This window comes from Lentzea chajnantorensis, from assembly GCF_054300775.1.
On the sequence record NZ_JBSDZT010000002.1, the window covers coordinates 2,431,084 to 2,454,675 of the forward strand.

The following is a 23,592-nucleotide window of genomic DNA, read 5'->3' on the forward strand; positions in this document are numbered from 1 at the left end:
CGCCGTTGCCGGTCGGTGATTCTCGCAGACGCATCCTCAACGCATGACCTGCTGTCCGCGTTGCGGAACGGTTAAGTTGAGCGGTCGCTCGGCAACCCGTTCGAAGACGCTGCTGACCAGCCCATAGACTCACGGGGTTCCCGATTCGAATCCCGACCCTACGGGGGTTGACAGGAGTGCCCAGCATCTCCCGCGACGAGGTCGCGCACCTGGCGAAGCTCGCCAGGCTGGCCGTCACCGACGAAGAGCTCGACCTCTTCGCAGGCCAGCTCGACGTGATCCTCCAGTCGGTGGCCACGGTGGGCGACATCGCCACGGCCGACATCCCGCCGACGTCGCACGCCGTTCCGCTGACCAACGTCTTCCGCGAGGACGTGGTCCGTCCGAGCCTCGGTCAGCAGCAGGCGCTTTCTGGCGCTCCTGACGCCGAGGACGGCCGGTTCCGCGTGCCCCGCATCCTGGGTGAGGAAGCATGACCAACGACCTGATCCACGCCACCGCGGCCGAGCTCGCCGCGAAGATCCACAGCGGCGAGGTCTCCTCGGTCGAGGTCACGCAGGCCCACCTGGACCGCATCGCCGAGACCGACGGGAAGGTCAACGCCTTCCTGCACGTCGACACCGAGGGCGCGCTCGCGCAGGCCCGCAAGGTCGACGAGGACGTCAAGGCGGGCAAGACCGTCTCGCCGCTCGCCGGTGTGCCGCTCGCGCTCAAGGACGTCATGACCACCGAGGGGATTCCGACCACGGTCGGCTCGAAGATCCTCGAAGGCTGGCTGCCGCCGTACGACGCGACGGTGACGCGCAAGCTCAAGGAAGCTGGCGTCGTCATCCTCGGCAAGACGAACATGGACGAGTTCGCCATGGGTTCGTCGACCGAGAACTCGGCGTACGGCCCCACGCACAACCCGTGGGACCTCGACCGCATCCCCGGTGGTTCCGGCGGTGGCTCCTCGGCGTCGCTCGCCGCGTTCCAGGCGCCGCTCGCGATCGGCACCGACACCGGTGGCTCGATCCGCCAGCCCGGCGCGGTCACCGGCACCGTGGGCGTGAAGCCGACCTACGGCGGCGTGTCCCGCTACGGCCTCGTCGCGTTCTCGTCGTCGCTGGACCAGGCCGGTCCGTGTGCGCGCACGGTGCTCGACGCCGCGCTGCTGCACGAGGTCATCGCCGGCTACGACCACATGGACTCCACGTCCATCAACGCGCCGGTGCCGCCGGTGGTCGCCGCGGCCCGCGAGGGCCTGTCCGGTGACCTGTCGGGCCTGCGCATCGGCGTCGTCACGCAGTTCAGCGGCGAGGGCTACCAGCAGGGCGTGCTGCGCAGCTTCGAGGCCGCCGTGTCGCAGCTCAAGGAGCTCGGCGCGGAGGTCTCGGACGTGTCGTGCCCGAGCTTCGACTACGCGCTGCCCGCCTACTACCTCATCGCGCCGAGCGAGTGCTCGTCGAACCTCGCCCGGTTCGACGCCATGCGCTACGGCCTGCGCGTCGGCGACGACGGCACGCGCAGCACCGAGGAGGTCATGTCGCTGACCCGCGAGGCCGGCTTCGGCCCCGAGGTCAAGCGCCGCATCATGATCGGCACCTACGCGCTGTCGTCGGGCTACTACGACGCCTACTACGGCTCGGCGCAGAAGGTCCGCACGCTGATCACGCAGGACTTCGCGAAGGCGTTCGAGAACTTCGACGTCCTGATCTCCCCGACCACGCCGACCACGGCGTTCAAGATCGGTGAGCGCGCGGACGACCCGATGGCCATGTACAAGGCCGACCTCTGCACCATCCCCGCGAACCTCGCGGGCACGCCGGCGATGAGCGTGCCGAGCGGTCTGTCCGATGAGGACGGTCTGCCGGTCGGTCTGCAGCTCATGGCGCCGGCGTTGCAGGACCACCGCATGTACCGCGTGGCCGCCGCGTACGAGCTGGCGCGCGGCGCGTTTGGAGGGCCGTCGCTGTGAACATCAAGAAGGCAAGGGGCCTGCTGGGTCTCGCCGGTGCCGTCGCGGGTGCGGTGGGAGCGTTCTCCGGCTTCCGCAACGCCCGCGCGAAGAACGACAAGCTGATGCTGGCCAACGCGGTCGCCAGCATCGTCGTGGCGGTCACCGGTGCGGCGCTCGCGGCACGCGCTCTGCGGAAGGACGAGCTGGCATGACCTCTCTCGTTGAGCTGATGGACTACGACGAGGTCGTCGAGAAGTACGACCCCGTCCTGGGCCTGGAAGTGCACGTCGAGCTGCACACCAACACGAAGATGTTCTGCGGCTGCGCCAACGTCTTCGGCGGCGAGCCGAACACCAACACCTGCCCGACGTGCCTCGGTCTGCCGGGCGCGCTGCCGGTGGTGAACGCCAAGGCGATCGAGTCGGCGATGCGCATCGGCCTCGCGCTGAACTGCGAGATCGCCGAGTGGTGCCGGTTCGCCCGGAAGAACTACTTCTACCCGGACATGCCGAAGAACTTCCAGACGTCGCAGTACGACGAGCCGATCGCCTTCAACGGCTGGCTCGACGTGACGCTCGACGACGGCGAGGTCATCCGCGTCGAGATCGAGCGCGCGCACATGGAGGAGGACACCGGCAAGTCGCTGCACGTCGGCGGCGCCACCGGTCGCATCCACGGCGCCGAGCACTCGCTGCTCGACTACAACCGCGCCGGCGTGCCGCTGATCGAGATCGTCACGAAGATGATCCCGGGCACCGGCCGCCGCGCCCCCGAGGTGGCCCGCGCGTACGTCACCGCGCTGCGCGACCTGCTCAAGGCGCTCGACGTGTCCGACGTCCGCATGGACCAGGGCTCGCTGCGCTGCGACGCGAACGTGTCCCTGTCGCCGAAGACCACCGGCGCGCTGGGCACCCGCACCGAGACCAAGAACGTCAACTCGCTGCGCAGCGTCGAGCGCGCCGTCCGCTTCGAGATGACGCGCCAGGCCGCGGTGCTCGCGTCCGGCGGTGAGGTGACCCAGGAGACCCGTCACTTCGACGAGTCCTCCGGCAGCACCTCGCCGGGCCGCAAGAAGGAGACGGCGGAGGACTACCGCTACTTCCCGGAGCCCGACCTGGTCCCGATCGCGCCGTCGCGCGAGTGGGTCGAGGAGCTCCGCGGCACCCTGCCGGAGCTGCCCTGGGAGCGCCGCGCGCGCATCCAGAAGGACTGGAACCTCACTGACGAGGTCCTCCGCGACCTGGTCAACGCCGGTGCGCTGGACCTCATCGAGGCCACCGTCGTCGCCGGCGCCAAGCCGGACGAGGCCCGCTCCTGGTGGGTGTCCTACCTCGCGCAGCAGGCCAACACCCGCGGCGTCGAGCTGTCCGGCCTGCCCATCACGCCCGCCGACGTGGCGCGCGTGATCGAGCTGGTCAACACGGGCGCGCTGACCAACAAGCTCGCCCGCGAGGCCGTCAACGGCGTGCTGGAGGGCGAAGGCTCCCCGGACGAGGTCGTCGAGAAGCGCGGCCTCAAGGTCGTCTCGGACGACTCGGCGCTGGAGAAGGCCGTCGACGAGGCCCTCGCGGCTCAGCCGGACGTGGCGCAGAAGATCCGCGACGGCAAGGTCCAGGCCGCCGGTGCGATCGTCGGCGCGGTCATGAAGGCCACCAAGGGCCAGGCCGACGCGGCACGCGTGCGCGAGATCATCATCGCCCGGTGCAGCTGAGGTTGTGACGCTGCGTTCAGCACGGCACGAGGGCGGCAGCGCTCGGTAGATACGCAATAGATGGACAGATCACAAAGGGTCACCTGTTCGTGCAGGTGACCCTTTGTGATCTTAGGCCGTCCGAGTGGCTGTTAGCTAAATGAGACGTATACCCGTAGCCGTGTGTGCCACTCTCTCCGTGCATCCATCTGGGGGGATGGAGCGTAATAGTCCAAACGAGGGGGGAAACCTCATGACGACGCAGCGTGAAGGGTTCTTGGGCGACATCGTCGACAAGGTCAAGGACTTGCTCGACGGTTCGGACGAGCACAAGAACCCCACGAAGGTGGAAGACCCGCCGATGGTGCCGCAGTGCTGCGGCCCGCCGCCTCCGGGATGGCCCATCATGGGTGGCCACAAGCTGGTGACCGAGGGTCCGGTGGAGCACGAGGCGAACTGCCCGAACCACCCGGACAACGCTCCGAAGGAAGAAGTGGCGAGCTAGTCACGCTCCGCGCTGTCCTTCAACCGGGCTCTGCGCCTGGTTGGAGGACAGCGCCATTCGGGCGAATGTGGTGTGATGATCACATGCCCGCTCGTGCCTTGGACACAGCGCGCGAGTTGTACATGCGGGGATGGGCGGAGCAGGCGAAGTTCCGGTTCCTGCCCGCCAGCCGACACCTCAAGCGTGCACTCGCGCACGCCGATCGCGCCCAGGACAGTCCGGAGCGGACGGACCTGCGCGCCCGCATCCTCTACAACCTCGGCCGGTGCCTCGGCGAGACGAGCGGCCTCGACACCGCCGTCGAGCTGTTCGACCAGGCCCGCCGCGAGATCGAACTGGTGGCCGACCCGTGGCTGCGCACCCTCCTCAAGGGGAACGCGGACTACAACCAGGGCATCCTGATCATGCGCCTGGGACAGCCGGAGCAGGCGGTCCAGTGGTACGAGCCGTTCATCGGCTTCGCCGAGAACGCCCTGCGGACCTCACCCGAGCGGATGACCGCGGAGTGGATGCACTGGCTCGCGACCAGTCTGACCAGCCGGGCGCTGGCGAACGCCGCCATCCGCCGGCGTGAACTCGCCGTCGCTGACCTCGAACGGGTCGCCGTCCTCAGCCGTGAGCACAACCTGGACACGATCTACCCCTACACGGTGGTGGCATTGGCCAACACCTACAAGCAGAGCGGCGACCTGATCGAGGCGCTGCGGCGCTACGAGGAAGCCGAACGGATCTTCCGCGCGGCCGAACAGCCCTCGGTGCTCGCCGCTGTCCAGCTCCTGCACGCGGAAGCGATGCTGATGGTCGGGATGTCCGACGACGTCGGCCGGATGCTCGACGAGGCGTTGCCGGTGCTGCGCCAGGGAAAGGTCAGCCAGGACATCGCCGAGGTCGAGATGTACCGGGCGTCGGCCGCGTTGCTGGACGACCAGTTCGACCTCGCCCGCCGGATGGCCAAGGCGTCCATGCGCAAGCTGGAGAAGCGCGGCAGCACCTGGTCGATGATGGCCGCGCTGATCGAGCTGTGGGCACACGCCATGCAGGTCAAGCGCGTGACGAACGCGTTGGTGCAGAAGGCGTTGTCGCTGTCGTCGCAGCTGGAGGCCAACCACCTGCTCGACGAGGCGTGGCTCGCGAAGGTGCTCGCCGTGCGGCTGGAGGTCCGCAGGGGAAGGCTCGCCGAGGGCGAGGTGCTGCTGCGGCAACTGCCCAGGCCGAGGGCCGTCACACCGATCGACCACCGGATGCAGCGCCGGCTCGTGCTCGCCGAACTGGCGCTGGCCAAGGGCGACCGCCGGACCGCGTTGCTGCACGCGCGCAAGGGGCTCGACGAGCTCGGCCTGGTCCGTGACCAGCTGGGCGGGCTGGAGCTGGTGTCCGCCACCGCGGTCCACGGCCGTGAGCTGCGGGAGCTGGCGATCCGGCTCGCCCTGGAGAGCAACAACGCCCGCCAGGTGTTCCTGTGGATCGAACGCACCCGTGCGCAGACTTACCGCTACGAACCGCTGGAGCTCGTCGAGAACCCCGAGCTGGCCGACCGCATCGCCGAGGTGCGGGGGCTGGGCCGGGAGCTGATGCGCGCCGGTCTCGACGGGCGGCCGACCACCAGGCTGCGGGCGGAGATCGCGAAGGCGCAGCGGGAGGCGAACCGGCTCGGGTGGCACGCGCAGCGCTGGGGGCGCACGCGTCCGATGGCGACGGTCGGCGAGGTGTTCGCCGAGCTGGGTGAGCGGGCGATGGTCAGCTTCGTGGTGTCCAACGGTGAGATGGTCGCCGTTGTGCTCGTGGGCGGCCGGGTGCGGATGGTGCGCCTGGGGGTCGCCGAACCCGCCCTGGAAGGGGCGCAGAAGCTGCACTTCGACCTCAACGCGCTGGCGCCTGACCACCTGCCGCCACCGTTGGTGCAGGTCATCGGGGCGTCGGCGCGCAAGCAGGCGGATGCGCTGGACACGTTGCTGATCAAGCCGCTGGCCCACCTCATCGGTGAGCGCGAGCTGGTCATGGTGCCGACCGGGTCGCTCTACGCGGTGCCGTGGGGTGTGCTGCCGAGCCTGCACGGCAGACCGGTCACCACGGCACCGTCGGCCACGGCCTGGCTCGCCGCCACGCAGGCCGTCGAGCCGAGGTCCGACCGGGTGCTGCTGGTGCGGGGTCCGGGGTTGCAGTTCGCGGACGGTGAGCTGGACCGGCTGGGGGCACAGCACGAGAAGGCGACCGTGCTCGCGGGGGACCGGGCGACCGCGGGGGAGGTGCTCGCGCACCTCGACGGCGCGGACCTGGTGCACGTCGCGGCGCACGGGGAGCACGAGAACGAGAACGCGTTGTTCTCCCGGCTGGAGCTGTTCGACGGGCCGTTGTTCGCGCACGAGCTGGGGCGGCTGCGCAGGCCGCCGACGCAGGTGGTGCTGTCGGCGTGCTCGCTCGCGTTGAACCGGATCAGGCCCGGTGACGAGGCACTCGGGTTCGCCGGGGCGATGCTCGCGGGCGGCACCCGGACCGTGGTCGCGGCGGCCAGCAAGGTCGGGGACGAGGCGAGCGCGGCGGCGATGGCGGACTACCACCGGGCGCTGCTCGCCGGGGCGGCACCGGCCGTGGCGCTGGCGGAGGCGATGGCGAAGGACCCGTTCCGCCGGCCGTTCCTCTGCCTGGGGTCCGGCTAGGCCGATCGGGTGGTTGTCCCGGTCACGTGCTGTCGAACGCGCTGGTCAGCTGTGACTTGTACCCGGTTGGCGGCTGTGGTTGGTGAACTTTTCTCGCAGCTCCGGCGGGTTCTGTGCCACCCTTACCCCCTCGACCGAGGGGAACGGACCCGGTCGTCGCAGCCCCCCAGGGGGTGAGGCTGGGAGCCGGGGTCCGTGCCAACGGCCCGCCTGTCGGCTCTCGCCGATGCGCGGGCCGTTGTGTCACGACGGGCACATGCGCCGGGACGCGGGAGAACGGCTTCCACCTCAACCGCGTGACCTGGAAAACCAGGGGGCGGCGCTCAGTCCTTCGTGCCGCCGGGTGGGCCCTGGCGCGTGATCAACGCAACCCGGTCGTCGGACGACACCGGCTGGCCACCGGCCTTGTTGACCGTGCCGACCAGTGCCGCGGAGTCGTTCAGCAGCTCCATCGGGCCGAGCAGGCCGTAGCCGTTCTCCTGCATGGCCGGCTCCGGCTTCCCGGTGATGGCGCCGGCGGCGTTCATCGGCAGGTTCTGGAAGCCCGCCACCTTCGACGTCGACACCCACAGCACGTCCGACAGCGACGCGCAGCCCAGGACGCCGGGCCGGTCGGTCCACCGCCACGCCGGGTCGCCCAGCGGCTTGCCCGCCGTGACGCGGTAGACCACGTCGCCGGTCGCGGCCCAGTCGGTCACCCAGATCTTCGAGGTGTCACCGGAGACGCACAGGCCGCCGGGCAGCCGCAGACCGGACGCGATCACCGCGGAGCCCGCCGCCGGGTTGCCCTGGGCGGCCTTGCCGGAACCGTCGATGCGCAGGACCTTGCCGGCCAGCGAGTTCGGGTCGGCGGCCAGTGCCGGGTTGCCCGCGTCGCCGGTCGCGACCAGCAGCGAGCCGGTGCGGTCGCTCGCGATGGCACCGCGGTTGCCGGTCGGGCCCTTCGGGATGCCGGTCAGGATCGGTTTGGGCGCGTCGCCCGGTGCGATCCGCAGCACCCGGTTGTCCGTGGCGGTCGTCACGTACACGTAGGCGAGCTGGTCCTCGGCGAACGTCGCCGAGATCGCGAGCCCGGACAGGCCGCCGTCGGAGGAGGCGTCCACGTCGACCTGTGCGACGAGGACGGGGTCGGCGTCCTTCGTGACCTTCAGCAGCCGGCCGCCGCGTTCGGTCGCGTAGGCCGCCACGCCACCGTTGGAGTCGCCGCCGATCGGCGCCACGCCGGTGACCGTGTTCAGGCAGGTGGCGATCACGCCGGGGTTGAAGTCCTTGCAGCCCTGCGGCGGCGGCACGCTCTGCGGCGTCGGGTTCTGGCCGTTCTGACCGGGTGCGGGCCGGAACTCGCCCGGCAGCTCCGGTCGCGGGCCCGCCTGCGGCGTCAGCTGCGGTTGCGCGCTCCAGCTCGTGGGCGGCGGCTCGTCGGGAAAGCTCGCACAGCCCCCTGCCAGCAGGCAGGCGGCGGCCAACAACGCAACGGAACGAACCACGGGACCAGGCTAGGTGCGCGACCGTGAGCCTGGGGTGAACACCTCGGAAGTGGCGAAGTCGACCGCCTCGACCCGTTCCAGCAGCAGGTCCAGCTCCTCGCTCACGACCTCGGGCGCCTCCAGCGGCAGGTAGTGGCTGCACGGCAGCACCCTCAGCCGCGCCTGCGGCAGCGCACCGGCCGGTGCCGCCATGCTCTCCGTGGTCGCCAGCACGTCGTCCCTGCCCGCCAGCAGTGTGACCGGGCACACGATCGAGCCGAGGTCCTGCCGCGGTGCCGCGCCCAGCGCGAGCGCCAGCGTGAAGTACCAGCGCCAGTCGTGCTGCAGGAACCGGCCGACGGCGTGCGTCACGGCCTTCGGGTCGCTGCTCGGCTTGACCACGCCGGTGTACCGCAGCAGGGACGTCGTCAGGTCCGTCACCGGCACCCGGTGCAGCACCTCGTCCAGCACCGGTCCCGCCTGCCGCAGCAGCCGCGTGCCGGTGAGACCGACCAGCCTGCGCACGGACTTCGGCACCATCGGCAGCATCGCGTCGAACGAGTCACCCGGCGCACCCGCCACGAGCAGCAGGCCCGCGACCCGCTCGGGGTGGCGCAGCGCGAGCTCGGCGGCGATCGTCACGCCCATCGACCAGCCCATGACCACGCACCGCTCGACACCCGCGTCGTCCAGCACCGCGAGCGCGTCCGACACGTGGTCGTCCAGCCCGATGTTGCGCTCGTCGACCGGGCGGTCAGAGCCCATCGTGCCGCGCATGTACCAGCTGGTGAGACCACCGCGACCGGCCAGCGACGGCCACGACTCCGGCCCCGAGCCGACGCCGGGGCACAGCAGCACCGGCGGTCCGTCGCCGCCCGGTCGCCAGGCCCGGATCTTCGTGCCGTCCCAGGAGAGGACGTCGTGCTCCCGCATGACCGACATTCTGACGTACTTTGCAGGGGTGACGCTCACTGTGCTGGTGCCAGATGACTTCGGAGTCCAGGCGCTGTCCCGGGTGGACGGTGTCCGGCCGGTCCGCTACACGCCGGGCGAGCCGTTGCCCGCCGAGGCCGCGACCGCCAGGGTCCTGGTGCCGAAGTTCCTCGCCGGCACCGACCCGCGCGAGGTGTTCGAGCAGCTGCCGGCCCTGGAGCTGGTGCAGCTGCTGAGCGCGGGAGCGGAGAACTTCGTCGGACGGATTCCGGACGGGGTGCTGCTCTCCACCTGCCGCGGCGCCCACGGCGGCAGCACGGCCGAGTGGGCGATCGGCGCGCTGCTCGCGATCTACCGGGACCTCCTCGTCTTCGACCGGGCCAGGGCCGAGGGCCGCTGGGACTTCCACCCCACGGACACGTTGCAGGACAAGAAGGTCCTGATCGTCGGCGCCGGGGACCTGGGCGAGCAGCTGCGCCGCAGGCTGGAACCGTTCGACGCGACCGCCACGATGGTCGGCCGCACGGCCCGCGAGGGCGTGCACGGCATCGACGAGCTGCCGGGGCTGCTGCCCGAGTTCGACGCCGTCGTGATCTTCACGCCGATGACCGAGGAGACCAGGCACCTGGTCGACGCGAAGTTCCTGGCCGCGATGAAGGACCACGCGATCCTGGTCAACGGCGCCCGCGGCCCGGTCGTGGACACCGGCGCGCTGCTCGCCGAGCTGAGCTCCGGGCGGCTGCGCGCGGCCCTGGACGTGACCGATCCCGAACCGCTGCCCGCCGATCATCCACTGTGGACCGCACCCGGCCTGCTGCTGACCCCGCACGTGGCCGGGAGCTGCACCGGGAGCATGCAGCGCGCCTACGCCGTGGTCGCCGCCGAACTCTCCCGGTTCGCCGCGGGGGAGCAACCGCGCAACCTCGTCCAGGGCAGCTACTAGCCCTTCCGCTACTCCATCGGGGTGAAGTTCGGCTGCCGTTCGGCTCTCGCGCGGGCTTGCCCGGTCTCCTAGCGTGCGGGCGTGGCTACTCACGACAAAGGCTCGGGCAGTCCGAGCGCTTTCTCCGACGACTCGTTCTACTCGGGCAGCGGAGGGGGAGTGCACCACTTCGACGACGGCACCACCGGGGTCGGCGAGGGCACTTCGCCGTACGACTCCACGACGAAGGCGTTCGACACCACGGCCTACACCCCGCTGGAAAGGTCCACTGTGGACAACGGCGGTGCCGGCGACGACCCGTTCGACGACCGGCGCAAGAAGTTCGGCTGGACCGCCGGTCCCGACCTCGGCCTGCTGGGCCTGCGCGCCGTGCTCGGCGGCATCTTCGTGCTGCACGGCCTGCAGAAGGTCTTCGGCCTCTTCGGCGGCCCCGGCATCACCGGCTTCGCGCAGTCGCTGGAGAAGATGGGCTACCGCGAGCCGGTCGTCCTCGCCTGGGTCACCGGCGTCACGGAACTGGCCGGCGGCGGCCTGCTGGTCCTCGGCCTCTTCACCCCGCTCGCGGCGGCGGGCCTGCTCGCGGTGATGGCCAACGTCATCGCGCTGAAGTACAAGGGCGGCTTCTTCGGCCCCAACGGCGTGGAGCTGGAGCTGGCGCTCGCGGGCATGGCGTTCGCGGCCCTGTTCGCCGGCCCCGGCCGCGCCGCGCTGGACTACAACCGCAGCTGGTTCCGCCACCCGCTGGTGGCCGGTTTCCTCGCACTCCTGCTCGCGGCGGGCGGTGCGGCGCTGACGTTCTTCGTGTTCCGGTAGAAACGCGGCATGCGGAAGAACCTGACGGGAGCACTGCTCCAACTCGCCCTGCTGGTGGCCGGCATCCCGGTCGTCTACCTGGTGGCGTTCCCGTTCGGGCTCAGCGCGCGTTCCCTGCTGCCACCGCTCGGCCTGCTCGCGGGCCTGGTCGTGGCCGGTCTCATGGTCAAGAAGACGAACCAGCCCGTCAGCGGTCCGCTGACGGGCTGGCTCGTGTTCGGCGTCAGTCTGGCGCTCGCTCTCGCTCTTTAGCGGCTGGGGTCCCGGACGGCGCCCGTGGACGCGTCAGTTGCCATGCGTGCGTACGCGCGCAGCGCAGCGGTCACCGGGCGGATTCGGTCGACCGGCTGCCACGGGCGCTCCGACGCCTCCATCTTCGCGCGGCGCTCGGACAGCACCTCGTCGTCGACCAGCAGCTCCAGCCGCCGCTCGTGCACGTCGATGAGGATGCGGTCGCCGTTCTCGACCAGGCCGATCGTGCCGCCGCCCGCCGCCTCCGGCGAGATGTGGCCGATCGACAGGCCCGACGAACCACCGGAGAACCGGCCGTCCGTGATCAGCGCGCACTTCTTGCCCAGGCCGGAACCCTTGAGGAACGCCGTGGGGTGCAGCATCTCCTGCATGCCGGGGCCACCGGAGGGGCCCTCGTAGCGCACGACCAGGACCTCGCCCGCCTGGATCTCCTTGTTCAGGATCGCCGAGACGGCCTGCTCCTGGGACTCGACGACCCGCGCGGGGCCCTCGAAGTGCCACAGCTCCTCGTCGATGCCCGCGGACTTGATGATCGCGCCGCGTTCGGCCAGGTTGCCGCGCAGCACGGCGAGGCCACCGTCCCTGGTGTAGGCGTGCTCGACGTCGCGGATGCAGCCGCCGGTCGCGTCGGTGTCCAGGGAGGACCAGCGGTTCGACGTGGAGAACGCCTGCGTGGTCCGGACACCGCCGGGCGCCGCGTGGAACAGCTCCAACGCTTCCGGTGACGGGTCCGAGGCGCGGATGTCCCACTTGCCGAGCCACTCCGCGAGCGTGGGCGTGTGCACCGACGTGACGTCGTCGTTCAGCAGACCACCGCGGTACAGCTCGCCCAGCAACGCCGGGATGCCACCGGCCCGGTGCACGTCCTCCATGTGGTAATCGGAGTTCGGCGACACCTTCGACAGACACGGCACGCGGCGGGACAGGTCGTCGATGTCCTGCAGCGTGAAGTCGATCTCGCCCTCCTGCGCGGCGGCGAGGATGTGCAGCACGGTGTTCGTCGAACCGCCCATGGCCATGTCGAGCGCCATCGCGTTCTCGAACGCCTTGCGGTTCGCGATCGACCGCGGCAGCGCCGACTCGTCGTCCTCGCCGTACCAGCGCCTGCACAGCTCCACGACGACCCGGCCGGCCTCGGAGAACAGCTCGCGGCGCGCGGCGTGCGTGGCCAGCGTCGAGCCGTTGCCCGGCAGCGAGAGGCCCAGCGCCTCGGTGAGGCAGTTCATGGAGTTCGCGGTGAACATGCCGGAGCAGGAACCGCACGTCGGGCACGCGGAGCGCTCGACCTCGGAGAGCCCGTCCTCGCTCACCGCGGGGGACGCCGACGCGGAGATCGCGGTGATCAGGTCGGTCGGTGCGACGGCGACGCCCTCGACGACCACGGCCTTGCCGGCCTCCATCGGACCACCGGACACGAACACGACGGGGATGTTGAGCCGCATGGCCGCGTTCAGCATGCCGGGCGTGATCTTGTCGCAGTTCGAGATGCAGACGATCGCGTCGGCCTGGTGCGCGTTGACCATGTACTCGACCGAGTCGGCGATGATCTCGCGGCTGGGCAACGAGTACAGCATTCCGCTGTGGCCCATGGCGATGCCGTCGTCGACCGCGATGGTGTGGAACTCGCGCGGCACGCCACCCGCCTCGCGCACCGCCTCGGCCACGATGTCGCCGAGGTCACGCAGGTGCACGTGGCCCGGCACGAACTGCGTGTAGGAGTTGGCGATCGCGATGATCGGCTTGCCGAAGTCGCTGTCCGTCATGCCGGTCGCGCGCCAGAGGGCACGGGCTCCGGCGGCGTTGCGGCCGTGGGTGGTGGTGCGAGAGCGGAGCTGAGGCACTGCTCCTCCAGATTCAGTTCAAGAAGACATGCGCGCGGGACGGCCGGGTCAGGCGTCACCAGTCTGGGGGCGGTGCCTCAAAGGTTACTCGTGCCCGTGGGCTGCACCGCCACGCAGATCGGCCGCGACCAGCAGGTAGGCCAGCGCCAGCGTGATGACGTGCACAGCCGTGCACCACAGGCAGATCTTGCCGATGATCAGGAACTCGGCCGCCACCAGGTACACCACCATCAGCACGCCGATGCCCGCCGCGCCCAGCCGCACCCACCTGAGCGGCTCGACCCGCCACGCGAACGGGAGGCAGATCACGGTGAGGAACGCGAAGAAGGCCAGCCCGAGGATCGCGACGGGGATGCCGAACAGCTCCGACTGGTCGCTGGAGGTCACCGTCTCGCAGTCCACGACCGCGTCGGCCGAGCAGACCAGCGCGTCCCGGTCGAAGTGCGCGTACGTCAGGTAAGCCGAGACCAGCAGGCCCGCGACGGACAGCAGCAGGCTCAGCAGCGGAACTCGTTTGATCACTTCTCCGACTGTACGGAGTCCGGCGTTCCGGCTTCGTCAGACGCGACGGCCGGCTCGCCGGGTTCAGCCTTTCCGGCTTCCTCCTCGGCCTCGGCCGCCTGCCGCGCGGCCTTCGCCTCCTCCAGCGAGGCGCTCGGGTCCGGCACCAGGCCACCGCTGATCAACGACAGCGCCGGCAGGTGCACCATCCGCACCGCGGGCAGCGTCACCTCGGTGTCGTCGGCCCGCACCGCCTTCAGCCAGCCCTTGTCGGCGAGCCGGATGGACTTCAGCTCCGACCACTCGACCGTCGTCGAGCCGAACAGGCCGCGGGCGACGAGGCGCTCCTCGGTGGCGGTCGTGCGGTTGCGGAGCACCCAGTAGGCGTACCCGGCGGGGAACAGGTAGAGCGCTTGCAGTCCGGGAACGGTCCACGCGACGGGAGTCACGCAGATCGCGATCAAACACGCCGCGAGCAGCGCCGTTGACTGGATGCGAAAGACGAGCTTCTTCACCCGGAGGATTGTTCCACGTCCACCATCCGGGAAATGCGTCCCGCAGAGTTGACGCACTCTTGCGGGAGGGGATAACGTCCGCTTCATGCAGCGCACGCTCGTTCTCGTACTTCTCAGGCGCGTCGACGCCTGAGCCGAACAGCCTGCGTCGACGCGCGACCCTCGCACGACCCTTCTCCGGGTTGTCGAGGGTTTTTTCGTGTCCGGACCCCGATACCCACGAGGCAATGAGATGACCAGCGCACCATCGCGACAGGCTTCCGAGCCGACGTCGCCACGTCCAGGTCCGCGGCCCAAACCGGCTCCGCCCACCGGCGCGCCGATCCGGGTAACCGGTGCCCAGTCGCTCGTCCGCTCGCTTGAAGCGGTCGGCTGCGAGGTCGTCTTCGGCATCCCCGGCGGGACGATCCTGCCCGCCTACGACCCGCTGCTCGACTCCACGAAGGTCCGGCACATCCTGGTCCGCCACGAGCAGGGTGCCGGCCACGCCGCCACCGGGTACGCCCAGGCCACCGGCAAGGTCGGCGTCTGCATGGCGACCTCGGGACCGGGTGCCACGAACCTCGTCACGCCGCTCGCCGACGCGAACATGGACTCCGTGCCCGTCGTCGCGATCACCGGCCAGCAGTCGCGGCCGCTGATCGGCACGGACGCCTTCCAGGAGGCGGACATCTGCGGCATCACGATGCCGATCACCAAGCACAACGTCCTCGTGACCGACGCCGCGGAGATCCCGCGGGCGATCGCGGAGGCGTTCCACATCGCGGCGACCGGCCGACCCGGCCCGGTCCTCGTCGACATCCCCAAGGACGTGCTGCAGGAGACCACGAGCTTCTCCTGGCCGCCCGACCTGCGCCTGCCCGGTTACCGGCCGACGACCCGGCCGCACGGCAAGCAGGTGCGCGAAGCCGCCAAGCTGATCGTCAGCGCCCGCAAGCCGGTCCTGTACGTGGGCGGCGGCGTGATCAAGGCGGACGCCCACGCCGAGCTGCTGCGCCTGGCCGAGGACACCGGCATCCCGGTCGTCACGACGCTGATGGCGCGGGGCGCGTTCCCCGACTCGCACCACCAGCACCTGGGCATGCCCGGCATGCACGGCACCGTCGCGGCCGTCGCGGCGATGCAGAAGTCGGACCTGCTGGTCGCGCTGGGCGCCCGGTTCGACGACCGGGTCACCGGCCAGCTGGGCTCGTTCGCGCCGGACGCGCAGGTCGTGCACGCCGACATCGACCCGGCCGAGATCTCCAAGAACCGCCGCGCGGACGTTCCGATCGTGGGCGACTGCAAGGAGATCATCGCCGAGCTGATCGACGCGGTCCGCGCCGAGCGCGAGAACGCCAAGGCCGTCGACCTCACGCCGTGGTGGGACACGCTGAACGCGCTGCGCGAGACGTTCCCGCTCGGCTACGACTGGCCCGACGACGGCACGCTGTCGCCGCAGTACGTCATCGAGCGCATCGGCCAGCTGTCCCCGGCGGACACGATCTACACCGCGGGCGTCGGCCAGCACCAGATGTGGGCCGCGCAGTTCGTGAAGTACGAGCACCCGCGCACGTGGATCAACTCCGGCGGCCTGGGCACGATGGGCTTCGCGGTTCCCGCGGCCATGGGCATCAAGGCCGGTGAGCCGGGCCGCACGGTGTGGGCCATCGACGGCGACGGCTGCTTCCAGATGACCAACCAGGAGCTCGCCACCTGCGCCATCGAGGGCCTGCCCGTCAAGATCGCCGTCATCAACAACGGCAACCTGGGCATGGTCCGCCAGTGGCAGACGCTGTTCTACGGCGAGCGGTACTCCAACACGGATCTGGGCACGCACAAGCACCGCATCCCAGACTTCAAGCTCCTGGCGGAGGCCCTCGGGTGCGCGGGCCTGCGGGCCGAGTCGCGCGAGGAGGTGGACGACGTGATCGCGAAGGCGCTGGAGATCAACGACCGCCCGGTCGTCATCGACTTCGTCGTCGGCAAGGACGCGCAGGTGTGGCCGATGGTCGCGGCCGGCACCGGCAACTCCGAGATCATGGCCGCCCGCGGCATCCGCCCCCTGTTCGACGAGGATCTGTGATGACCAGGCACACGCTGAGCGTTTTGGTCGAGGACAAGCCCGGTGTGCTCGCGCGCGTCGCCGGCCTGTTCTCCCGCCGCGGCTTCAACATCGAGTCGCTCGCGGTCGGCCGCACCGAGTACCCCGAGATCTCCCGCATGACCATCGTCGTGTCGGTCGACGAGCTGCCGCTGGAGCAGGTCACCAAGCAGCTCAACAAGCTCATCAACGTCATCAAGATCGTGGAGCTGGAGCCGACCGCCTCCGTCCAGCGGCAGCTGGTGCTCATCAAGGTCCGCGCGGACGCGACGGTGCGGTCGCAGGTCCTCGAGACCGTGCAGCTCTTCCGCGCGAAGGTCGTCGACGTGTCGCCGGAGGCGGTCACGATCGAGGCCACCGGCACGTCTGAGAAGCTCGACGCGTTGTTGCGCATGCTGGAGCCCTACGGGCTTCGCGAGATCGTCCAGTCCGGCATGGTCGCCATCGGCCGTGGCGCTCGTTCCATCACCGCCACCGCGGTTCGTTAAATCCAGAAGGTAGGAAAATACTGTGAGCGTCGAGATCTTCTACGACGACGATGCCGACCTGAGCATCATCCAGGGCCGCAAGGTGGCCGTGATCGGCTACGGCAGCCAGGGCCACGCCCACGCGCTGTCCCTGCGCGACTCGGGCGTCGAGGTCCGCATCGGCCTGCAGGAGGGCTCCAAGTCCCGCGCCAAGGCCGAGGAGGAGGGCCTGGAGGTCGGTACCCCGGCCGAGGTCTCCGCGTGGGCCGACGTGATCATGATCCTGGCGCCGGACACCGCGCAGCGCCACATCTACGCCAACGAGATCGCCGCGAACCTCAACGAGGGTGACGCGATCTTCTTCGGCCACGGCTTCAACATCCGCTACGGCCTCATCACGGCACCGTCCGGTGTGGACGTCGCCATGGTCGCCCCCAAGGGCCCCGGCCACCTCGTGCGCCGCCAGTTCGTCGACGGCAAGGGCGTCCCGGCGCTCATCGCGGTCGAGCAGGACGCCTCGGGCACCGCGCAGGCGCTCGCCCTGTCCTACGCCAAGGGCATCGGCGGCACCCGTGCCGGCGTCATCAAGACGACGTTCAAGGAAGAGACCGAGACGGACCTCTTCGGCGAGCAGGCCGTCCTCTGCGGTGGCGCGTCCGCGCTGGTCCAGGCGGGCTTCGAGGTGCTGACCGAGGCGGGCTACGCCCCCGAGGTCGCCTACTTCGAGTGCCTGCACGAGCTGAAGCTGATCGTCGACCTCATGTACGAGGGCGGCATCGCCCGCATGCGCTACTCGATCTCCGACACCGCCGAGTTCGGTGACCTGACCCGCGGCCCGCGCGTCATCACCCCCGCGGTGAAGGAGGAGATGAAGAAGATCCTGGGCGAGATCCAGGACGGCACCTTCGCGAACGAGTGGGTGGCCGAGGACGACAACGGCCGCGCCAACTACAAGAAGCTCCAGCAGGAGGGTGAGAACCACCCGATCGAGGCGACCGGCAAGAAGCTGCGCGACATGATGTCGTGGGTCGACCGCCCGATCACCGAGACCGCCTGATTGGTCTATTGGACTGATTTTCCGGACGGCCCGCGGCCCAGAGCCGCGGGCCGTTCGTCCGCATCCGCTAGCTTCTGGGGCCATGACCGACAGCGCGCCGATCTACGACAACAAAGCGCACGTGCGCGGCAACCTGGACCTGCGCAACGCCGTCTGGCAGCGCCCGCCCGGCCCGCCGTCCGAGGGCGGTGACGCCGAGATCGCCCAGGTGGAGCACACCGACGGCGCCACGTACGTGGCCATGCGCAACTCGCTGCACCCCGAGTCGGTCCTGGTGTTCACCATGTCCGAGTGGGACGCGTTCGTGGCCGGCGCGCGCGACGGGGAGTTCGACGAGCCCTGGTGACCCGTGCGGTAACCAGCGCAAACCCCGTCCCATCCCACAGGACGCCCGCAGTGACCTGAGCCACCCGCCAGAAGCCCGCGGCAGGCCCGGTGTCTATGCTCGTTAACAGTCCGGACACATTGCGGTGCCCGGTCGGCGCGGGCCTGCCGCCCCCGACCACGCCCGCGCCCCACGATCCGACCCTTCCTGGGAGCGATGTCCGTGACCAACACCAGCCGACCTGTTGTCCTCATCGCCGAGAAGCTCGCACCGTCCGTTCTGGACGCGCTCGGTGACGGCGTGGAAGTGCGCCACGTCGACGGCACCGACCGCGCGGCCCTCCTCGAGGCCGTCCAGGACGCGGACGCCCTCCTCGTCAGGTCCGCCACCCAGGTCAACGCCGAGGTGTTCGCCGCTACCCGCAAGCTGAAGGTCGTGGCCCGCGCGGGCGTCGGCCTGGACAACGTCGAGGTGCCCGCCGCCACGCAGAACGGCGTGATGGTGGTCAACGCGCCGACGTCCAACATCGTGTCGGCGGCCGAGCACGCCGTCGCGCTGCTGCTGTCGGTCGCGCGCCAGATCCCGGCCGCGCACGAGACGCTGCAGAACCACGAGTGGAAGCGCTCCAAGTTCAACGGCGTCGAGATCAACGGCAAGACCGTCGGCGTGGTGGGCCTGGGCAAGATCGGCCAGCTGTTCGCGCAGCGCATCGCCGCGTTCGGCGTCGAGCTGATCGCCTACGACCCGTACGTCTCGGCCGCGCGGGCCGCGCAGCTCGGCATCGAGCTGGTGAGCCTCGAAGAGCTGCTGGAGCGCGCCGACGCGATCTCCATCCACCTGCCGAAGACGCCGGAGACCAAGGGCCTCATCGGCGCCGAGCAGCTGGCGAAGGCCAAGCGCGGCGTCATCATCGTCAACGCCGCCCGCGGTGGCCTCGTCGACGAGGAAGCCCTCGCGGAGGCCGTGAAGGAGGGCCAGGTCGGCGGCGCCGGCATCGACGTGTTCTCCACCGAGCCCACGACCGAGAGCCCGCTGTTCAACGTGCCGGGCATCGTCGTCACCCCGCACCTCGGCGCGTCCACGGCCGAGGCGCAGGACCGCGCGGGCACCGACGTCGCGAAGAGCGTGATCCTCGCGCTCGCCGGCGAGTTCGTGCCGGACGCCGTCAACGTCCAGGGCGGCGCGGTCGGCGAGGAGGTCCGCCCGTACCTGCCGCTGGTGCAGAAGCTCGGCACCGTCCTCAGCGCGCTCTCGCCCAAGGCGCCGACCAGCGTCACCGTCGAGGTGCGCGGCGAACTGTCCAATGAGGACGTCGAGATCCTGCCGCTGGCCGCGCTGCGCGGTGTCTTCTCGAAGGTCGTCGAGTCGCAGGTGACGTTCGTGAACGCGCCGAGCCTCGCCGCGGACCTGGGTGTGAGCGTCGAGCTGCACCAAGGAGACGGAGAGCCCGAACCACCGCAGCCTCGTCACGGTCAGGGCCGTGCAGGCCGACGGCACGACGAACAGCGTCTCCGGCACCGTCAGCGGCATCGCCCAGGTCGAGAAGCTGGTCAACATCAACGGCCGCAACTTCGACCTGCGCGCCGAGGGCACCGTGCTCCTGCTGGAGTACCCGGACCGCCCCGGTGTCATGGGCACGGTCGGCACGCTGCTCGGCGAGGCCGGCGTGAACATCGAGGCCGCGCAGATCAGCCAGACCGGCAGCGACGCGGTGATGGTGCTGCGGGTGGACCGCCCGGTCGACACCGCCGTGCTCGACCCGATCGGTGCCGCCGTGGGTGCGCGCACGGTCCGCTCGGTCGACTTCGGATAGTCACGACAAACCGGGAGGGGACCGCAAAGTCCCCTTCCCGGTTCTGTCGTCCTTCACAACGAAGTCGTAACAGGCAACTACCCGTAGACAACATTCATACTTTCGGGGCAATCGCAGACACACGATCAGCGATTAGCGTCCCAGCGAGGTTGACCCGGTGCCGTCGAGGGCGCGGCACTGCGTGTTCGGGTCGAAGGCACACACCTCGGTTGGGGCAACGTTGTGAAAAGACGATCAAGCCTGGTGGTGTTCTCCGCCATCACCACACTGCTGATCGCACCCGCCACCGCACCGGCGCAGGCGCAGGGCGAACCGCTCGCGCAGCCGGTCAAGGGTGCTCAGGGGCTCGACGCGAAGGCGTTGCAGCTCAAGGTTTCTCCCAGGCTGAACCAGGCCGGCCAGGTCACCGCGTTCGTCGCGCTGGACCGCAAGCCCGCCGTCGACGCGTTCGCGGAGAAGCAGGGCCAGGGCAAAGAGGCGCAGAAGCAGGCCGCCAAGCAGGCGAAGAACGACACGTCGGCCGCTGTCGACGGGGTCGTCCGCGAGCTCACGGCCAAGGACGGCGCCACCAGGGAGGTGTTCCGCACCTCCAACGGCGTTCCCGGTGTCGTCGTGACGGCGGACGCGGCGAAGGTGCGCGAGCTGGCCCAGCGCTCCGACGTCGTCGCGGTCTACCCGGTCGTGCCGAAGAAGCGCGACAACTCGAACGCGGTGCAGCTCACCAGGGTCGTCAACACCTGGCAGCAGTACGGCAAGCTCGGCGACGACGTCCGGGTCGGCATCATCGACACCGGCGTCGACTACACGCACGCCAACTTCGGCGGCCCCGGCACGGTCGAGGCGTTCAAGGCCGTCGACCCGCGCAAGGCCGACCCGAACTTCCCGACCGCGAAGGTCGTCGGCGGCTACGACTTCGTCGGCGAGGACTACGACGGGGAGAGCAAGGACCCGGCGATCAACACGCCGAAGCCCGACCCCAACCCGATCGACTGCAACGGCCACGGCTCGCACGTCGCGGGCACCACGGCCGGCTTCGGTGAGAACGCCGACGGCAGCACGTTCAAGGGCGACTACACCAAGCTGACCGCCGACAGCCTGAACGCGATGAGGATCGGCCCCGGCACCGCGCCGAAGGCCCTGGTCTACGCGCTCAAGGTCTTCGGCTGCGACGGCTCGACCAACGTCACCTCGCAGGCGCTCGACTGGTCGCTCGACCCCGACGGCGACGGCGACTTCTCCGACCACCTCGACGTGGTCAACCTGTCGCTCGGCTCCGACTACGGCGCCCCGGACGACCCCGACAGCCTCTTCGTGAAGAAGCTGTTCAAGGTCGGCGTCATGCCGGTCTTCTCCGCGGGCAACGGCGGTGACCTCTACGACATCGGCGGCTCGCCGGGCAACACGCCCGAGGCGCTGACGGTGGCGTCGGTGCGCGACTCCTACGTGCTGCGCGACGGCGCCGAGGTGCCCGGTCAGGGCCTCAAGGCCGGTCAGTACAGCCAGAACTTCACCGGCTACCCCGGCTACGACAAGACGCTGCCCGCGGTGAAGCTCACGCAGGCGGGCAACCTAGACGGCTGCCAGCCGATCACCGACGCGGTCGCGGGCAAGTTCGTGTGGCTGGAGTGGGACGACAACGACGCGACGCGCCGCTGCGGTTCCGCCGCCCGCGCGAACAACGTGCAGGCCGCCGGTGGTGCCGGTGTGCTGCTGTCGTCCACGCTCAACAACTTCGCGGCCGGCATCGCGGGCAACACCGCCATCCCGATGTTCCAGTTCACCGGTGACGCCACCGCCCAGGTGCGCCCGGCGCTGAACGCGGGCACGCTGACCGTCCGCCTCGCGGGCGAGCTGCGCACCTCGACGCCGACCTACGACCAGTCCATCTCGGACACCCCGAGCTCGTTCACCAGCCGCGGCACCCGCGGTCAGTCGATCAAGCCGGACGTCGCGGCGCCCGGTGACACGATCTCCTCGACCGCCGTGGGCTCCGGCAACGACCGCTCGGTCATCTCCGGCACCTCGATGGCGTCCCCGCACGTCGCGGGCATCGCGGCCCTGGTGCGCCAGACGCACCCGGACTGGACGCTGGAGGAGGTCAAGGCCTCGATCATGAACACCGCCGGTGCGGATGTGAAGGAGAACGGCAAGACCTTCGCGCCCAACCGGGTCGGCACCGGCCGCGTGGACGCCAAGTCCGCGCTGGACAACCAGGTGCTGGCGTTCGTCGAGGACGACCACGGCTACGTGAGCGCCAACTTCGGCACCGTCGAGGTCTCGAAGCCGGTCTCCAGGAGCAAGACCATCAAGATCGTCAACAAGTCCACGAAGCCGGTGGAGTACAGGGTCGGCTACACCGCGGCCACGACGATCCCCGGCGTGAGCTACGTGCTCTCGCAGGACGAGGTCAAGCTGAGCCCGCGCGGCGTCGCCCGCGTCAAGGTGACGCTGAAGATCGACGACCCGAAGGCGCTGCGCAAGACGATCGACCCGACCGTCGCGACGACGCAGCTCGACACGCCGCGCCAGTTCCTCGCGGACGCCTCCGGTCGCGTGACCCTCACGCCGACCGCCGGTGCCGTGGTGCCGCTGCGCGTGTCCGTCTACGCCGCGCCCAAGCCGGTGGCCGACATCAGCACCTTCCCGTCGCTGCGGTTCCGCGGCGGCGACAAGCAGGCCGTGCTCAACCTGAACGGCCGCGGCGTCGACCAGGGCACCGGCTCGCAGGCGTACCGCTCGCTGGTCAGCGTCCTGGAGCTGCAGGCGTCCTCGCCGAAGCTGCGCGACTGCCGCCGCAACGTCACCGAGAACTGCGCGCTCAACGAGACCGCCAAGGGCGGCGACCTGCGCTACGTCGGCGCGGCCTCCACGGCCCCGCTCGCCAAGGCCCAGGGCAGGCCGGAGGAGGCGCTGCTCGCGTTCGGTGTCGCGACGTGGGGCAACTGGTACAACCTCGGCGTCAACACCGTCCCGTTCATCGACATCGACACCACCGGTGACGGGGTCGCGGACTTCGAGACGTTCGCGACGCGCCTGACCGACACCGACCTGCTGGTCGCGACCACCGTCGACCTCAAGACGGGCCTGGAGGTCGACATCCAGGCGGTCAACAACCAGTGGGGCGACGTCGACACGAACACCGCCGACACCAACGTCGCGGTCCTGCCGGTGCTGCTCACCGCACTCGGCATCGACCCGGCGAAGGACACCTCGCGGATCTCGTACACCGCCGGCACCACGGGCTACTACGTGGCGCCGGGCAACGCGAACGGCCTGATCGACGTCATCGACCGCCCGCTGTCCTTCGACCCGCTCAAGCCGGGTCTGTGGGTGCAGGGCGGCGGTGACGCGGCGCTGTCGTACCTCGCGAAGCCGGGCACCGCGCTCGTGGTGAACCGGGACGCGAAGGCCCTGGAGCTCGACAAGTCCGAGGGCCTGCTGGTGCTCAACCACCACAACGCCACCGGCGACCGCGCCTCTGTCGTCACCGTCCGAGGCGCCGTCCGCTCCTAGCCCCTTCTCCTCCGACCTTTTCTGAAGTCCACGCGGGGACCTTTCGTGCTCTCAGAGAGTACGAAAGGTCCCCGCGTGCGTTCCGGGGGAAGCGGGGTTACTGCGTGGAACTGCCGGGCGTCACCCCTTGACGCGACCCCGTTCCTGCGATCGAGTGACACTCGAAAGTGCGGAATGGGCCGTGTGGGTGTCCCGCAGTACGGGAGATAACACCCCGATGGGGTGTCCGGCATGCGGCGAGCGGCCGTGGTGCCGGTAACCTTTCGCGGAGGAAAGTAG

19 protein-coding genes and 1 pseudogene are annotated in these 23,592 nt (G+C 70.0%); 15 read left to right on the forward strand and 5 right to left on the reverse strand.

Going from position 1 to position 23,592, the window contains the following annotated elements:
• The first annotated feature begins 176 nt into the window (after positions 1-176).
• From gatC to ACVDFE_RS12805, 6 genes are all read left to right on the forward strand, one after another.
• Positions 177-476, forward strand: coding sequence for an Asp-tRNA(Asn)/Glu-tRNA(Gln) amidotransferase subunit GatC (gene gatC / locus ACVDFE_RS12780; protein WP_360391282.1), 300 nt, complete (start codon positions 177-179; stop codon positions 474-476).
• A complete protein-coding gene (gene gatA / locus ACVDFE_RS12785) occupies positions 473-1,957 on the forward strand; it encodes an Asp-tRNA(Asn)/Glu-tRNA(Gln) amidotransferase subunit GatA (RefSeq protein WP_360391279.1) in 1,485 nt (494 codons plus the stop codon). Before gatC ends, gatA begins: the two co-directional genes overlap by 4 nt.
• Complete coding sequence (locus ACVDFE_RS12790; protein ID WP_245733102.1) at positions 1,954-2,151, forward strand: hypothetical protein; 198 nt, start codon at positions 1,954-1,956, stop codon at positions 2,149-2,151. Before gatA ends, ACVDFE_RS12790 begins: the two co-directional genes overlap by 4 nt.
• Positions 2,148-3,650, forward strand: coding sequence for an Asp-tRNA(Asn)/Glu-tRNA(Gln) amidotransferase subunit GatB (gatB, locus tag ACVDFE_RS12795; RefSeq protein ID WP_360391276.1), 1,503 nt, complete (start codon positions 2,148-2,150; stop codon positions 3,648-3,650). The genes ACVDFE_RS12790 and gatB overlap by 4 nt, the downstream gene beginning before the upstream one ends.
• Positions 3,651-3,882: 232 nt before the next feature.
• Positions 3,883-4,134, forward strand: coding sequence for a hypothetical protein (locus ACVDFE_RS12800; RefSeq protein ID WP_458430560.1), 252 nt, complete (start codon positions 3,883-3,885; stop codon positions 4,132-4,134).
• A gap of 122 nt (positions 4,135-4,256) precedes the next feature.
• Positions 4,257-6,791 (forward strand): CHAT domain-containing protein, encoded by a 2,535-nt coding sequence (locus tag ACVDFE_RS12805; RefSeq protein ID WP_458430561.1) that lies wholly within the window; start codon positions 4,257-4,259, stop codon positions 6,789-6,791.
• Positions 6,792-7,114: 323 nt separating this feature from the next.
• On the opposite strand, the gene ACVDFE_RS12810 is transcribed toward ACVDFE_RS12805, so the two are convergent.
• Together ACVDFE_RS12810 and ACVDFE_RS12815 are read right to left on the reverse strand one after the other, a co-directional pair.
• Positions 7,115-8,278, reverse strand: coding sequence for a PQQ-dependent sugar dehydrogenase (locus tag ACVDFE_RS12810; RefSeq protein WP_360391268.1), 1,164 nt, complete (start codon positions 8,276-8,278; stop codon positions 7,115-7,117).
• A 9-nt stretch (positions 8,279-8,287) separates the two neighbouring features.
• A complete protein-coding gene (locus ACVDFE_RS12815; RefSeq protein ID WP_360391265.1) occupies positions 8,288-9,190 on the reverse strand; it encodes an alpha/beta fold hydrolase in 903 nt (300 codons plus the stop codon).
• A gap of 28 nt (positions 9,191-9,218) precedes the next feature.
• Here ACVDFE_RS12815 and ACVDFE_RS12820 point away from each other — a divergent pair, with 28 nt between their 5' ends.
• The 3 genes from ACVDFE_RS12820 to ACVDFE_RS12830 all read left to right on the forward strand — a co-directional run bounded on the left by ACVDFE_RS12820 (position 9,219) and on the right by ACVDFE_RS12830 (position 11,198).
• Positions 9,219-10,133, forward strand: a complete 915-nt coding sequence (locus tag ACVDFE_RS12820) for a 2-hydroxyacid dehydrogenase (RefSeq protein WP_458430562.1) — start codon at positions 9,219-9,221, stop codon at positions 10,131-10,133.
• Positions 10,134-10,214: 81 nt separating this feature from the next.
• Positions 10,215-10,946 (forward strand): DoxX family protein, encoded by a 732-nt coding sequence (locus tag ACVDFE_RS12825; protein WP_458430563.1) that lies wholly within the window; start codon positions 10,215-10,217, stop codon positions 10,944-10,946.
• 9 nt (positions 10,947-10,955) lie between these two features.
• On the forward strand, positions 10,956-11,198 hold the full coding sequence (locus ACVDFE_RS12830) for a hypothetical protein (RefSeq protein ID WP_360391256.1): 243 nt from the start codon (positions 10,956-10,958) through the stop codon (positions 11,196-11,198).
• Here ACVDFE_RS12830 and ilvD read toward each other — a convergent pair.
• From ilvD to ACVDFE_RS12845, 3 genes are all read right to left on the reverse strand, one after another.
• Positions 11,195-13,039, reverse strand: a complete 1,845-nt coding sequence (gene ilvD / locus ACVDFE_RS12835; RefSeq protein ID WP_458430564.1) for a dihydroxy-acid dehydratase — start codon at positions 13,037-13,039, stop codon at positions 11,195-11,197. The two genes, ACVDFE_RS12830 and ilvD, sit on opposite strands and share 4 nt — an antisense overlap.
• Before the next feature lie 84 nt (positions 13,040-13,123).
• Positions 13,124-13,561 (reverse strand): vitamin K epoxide reductase family protein, encoded by a 438-nt coding sequence (locus ACVDFE_RS12840; protein ID WP_458430565.1) that lies wholly within the window; start codon positions 13,559-13,561, stop codon positions 13,124-13,126.
• A complete protein-coding gene (locus ACVDFE_RS12845) occupies positions 13,558-14,055 on the reverse strand; it encodes a PH domain-containing protein (protein WP_458430566.1) in 498 nt (165 codons plus the stop codon). The genes ACVDFE_RS12840 and ACVDFE_RS12845 overlap by 4 nt, the downstream gene beginning before the upstream one ends.
• A 232-nt stretch (positions 14,056-14,287) precedes the next feature.
• Here ACVDFE_RS12845 and ACVDFE_RS12850 point away from each other — a divergent pair, with 232 nt between their 5' ends.
• From ACVDFE_RS12850 to ACVDFE_RS12875, 6 genes and pseudogenes are all read left to right on the forward strand, one after another.
• A complete protein-coding gene (locus tag ACVDFE_RS12850; protein WP_458430567.1) occupies positions 14,288-16,120 on the forward strand; it encodes an acetolactate synthase large subunit in 1,833 nt (610 codons plus the stop codon).
• Entirely contained in the window at positions 16,120-16,626 is a 507-nt protein-coding gene (gene ilvN / locus ACVDFE_RS12855; protein ID WP_360391242.1) for an acetolactate synthase small subunit, read from the forward strand. Before ACVDFE_RS12850 ends, ilvN begins: the two co-directional genes overlap by 1 nt.
• A gap of 22 nt (positions 16,627-16,648) precedes the next feature.
• The gene (gene ilvC, locus ACVDFE_RS12860) at positions 16,649-17,662 is read left to right on the forward strand and encodes a ketol-acid reductoisomerase (RefSeq protein WP_360391239.1); all 1,014 of its coding nucleotides are present in this window, start codon (positions 16,649-16,651) and stop codon (positions 17,660-17,662) included.
• Positions 17,663-17,744: 82 nt separating this feature from the next.
• On the forward strand, positions 17,745-18,008 hold the full coding sequence (locus ACVDFE_RS12865; RefSeq protein WP_360391236.1) for a DUF397 domain-containing protein: 264 nt from the start codon (positions 17,745-17,747) through the stop codon (positions 18,006-18,008).
• 195 nt (positions 18,009-18,203) lie between these two features.
• Positions 18,204-19,800 (forward strand): annotated as a pseudogene (gene serA, locus ACVDFE_RS12870) (phosphoglycerate dehydrogenase).
• Between the two features lie 243 nt (positions 19,801-20,043).
• Positions 20,044-23,313, forward strand: coding sequence for a S8 family serine peptidase (locus ACVDFE_RS12875; protein ID WP_458430568.1), 3,270 nt, complete (start codon positions 20,044-20,046; stop codon positions 23,311-23,313).
• The last annotated feature ends 279 nt before the right edge of the window (positions 23,314-23,592 follow it).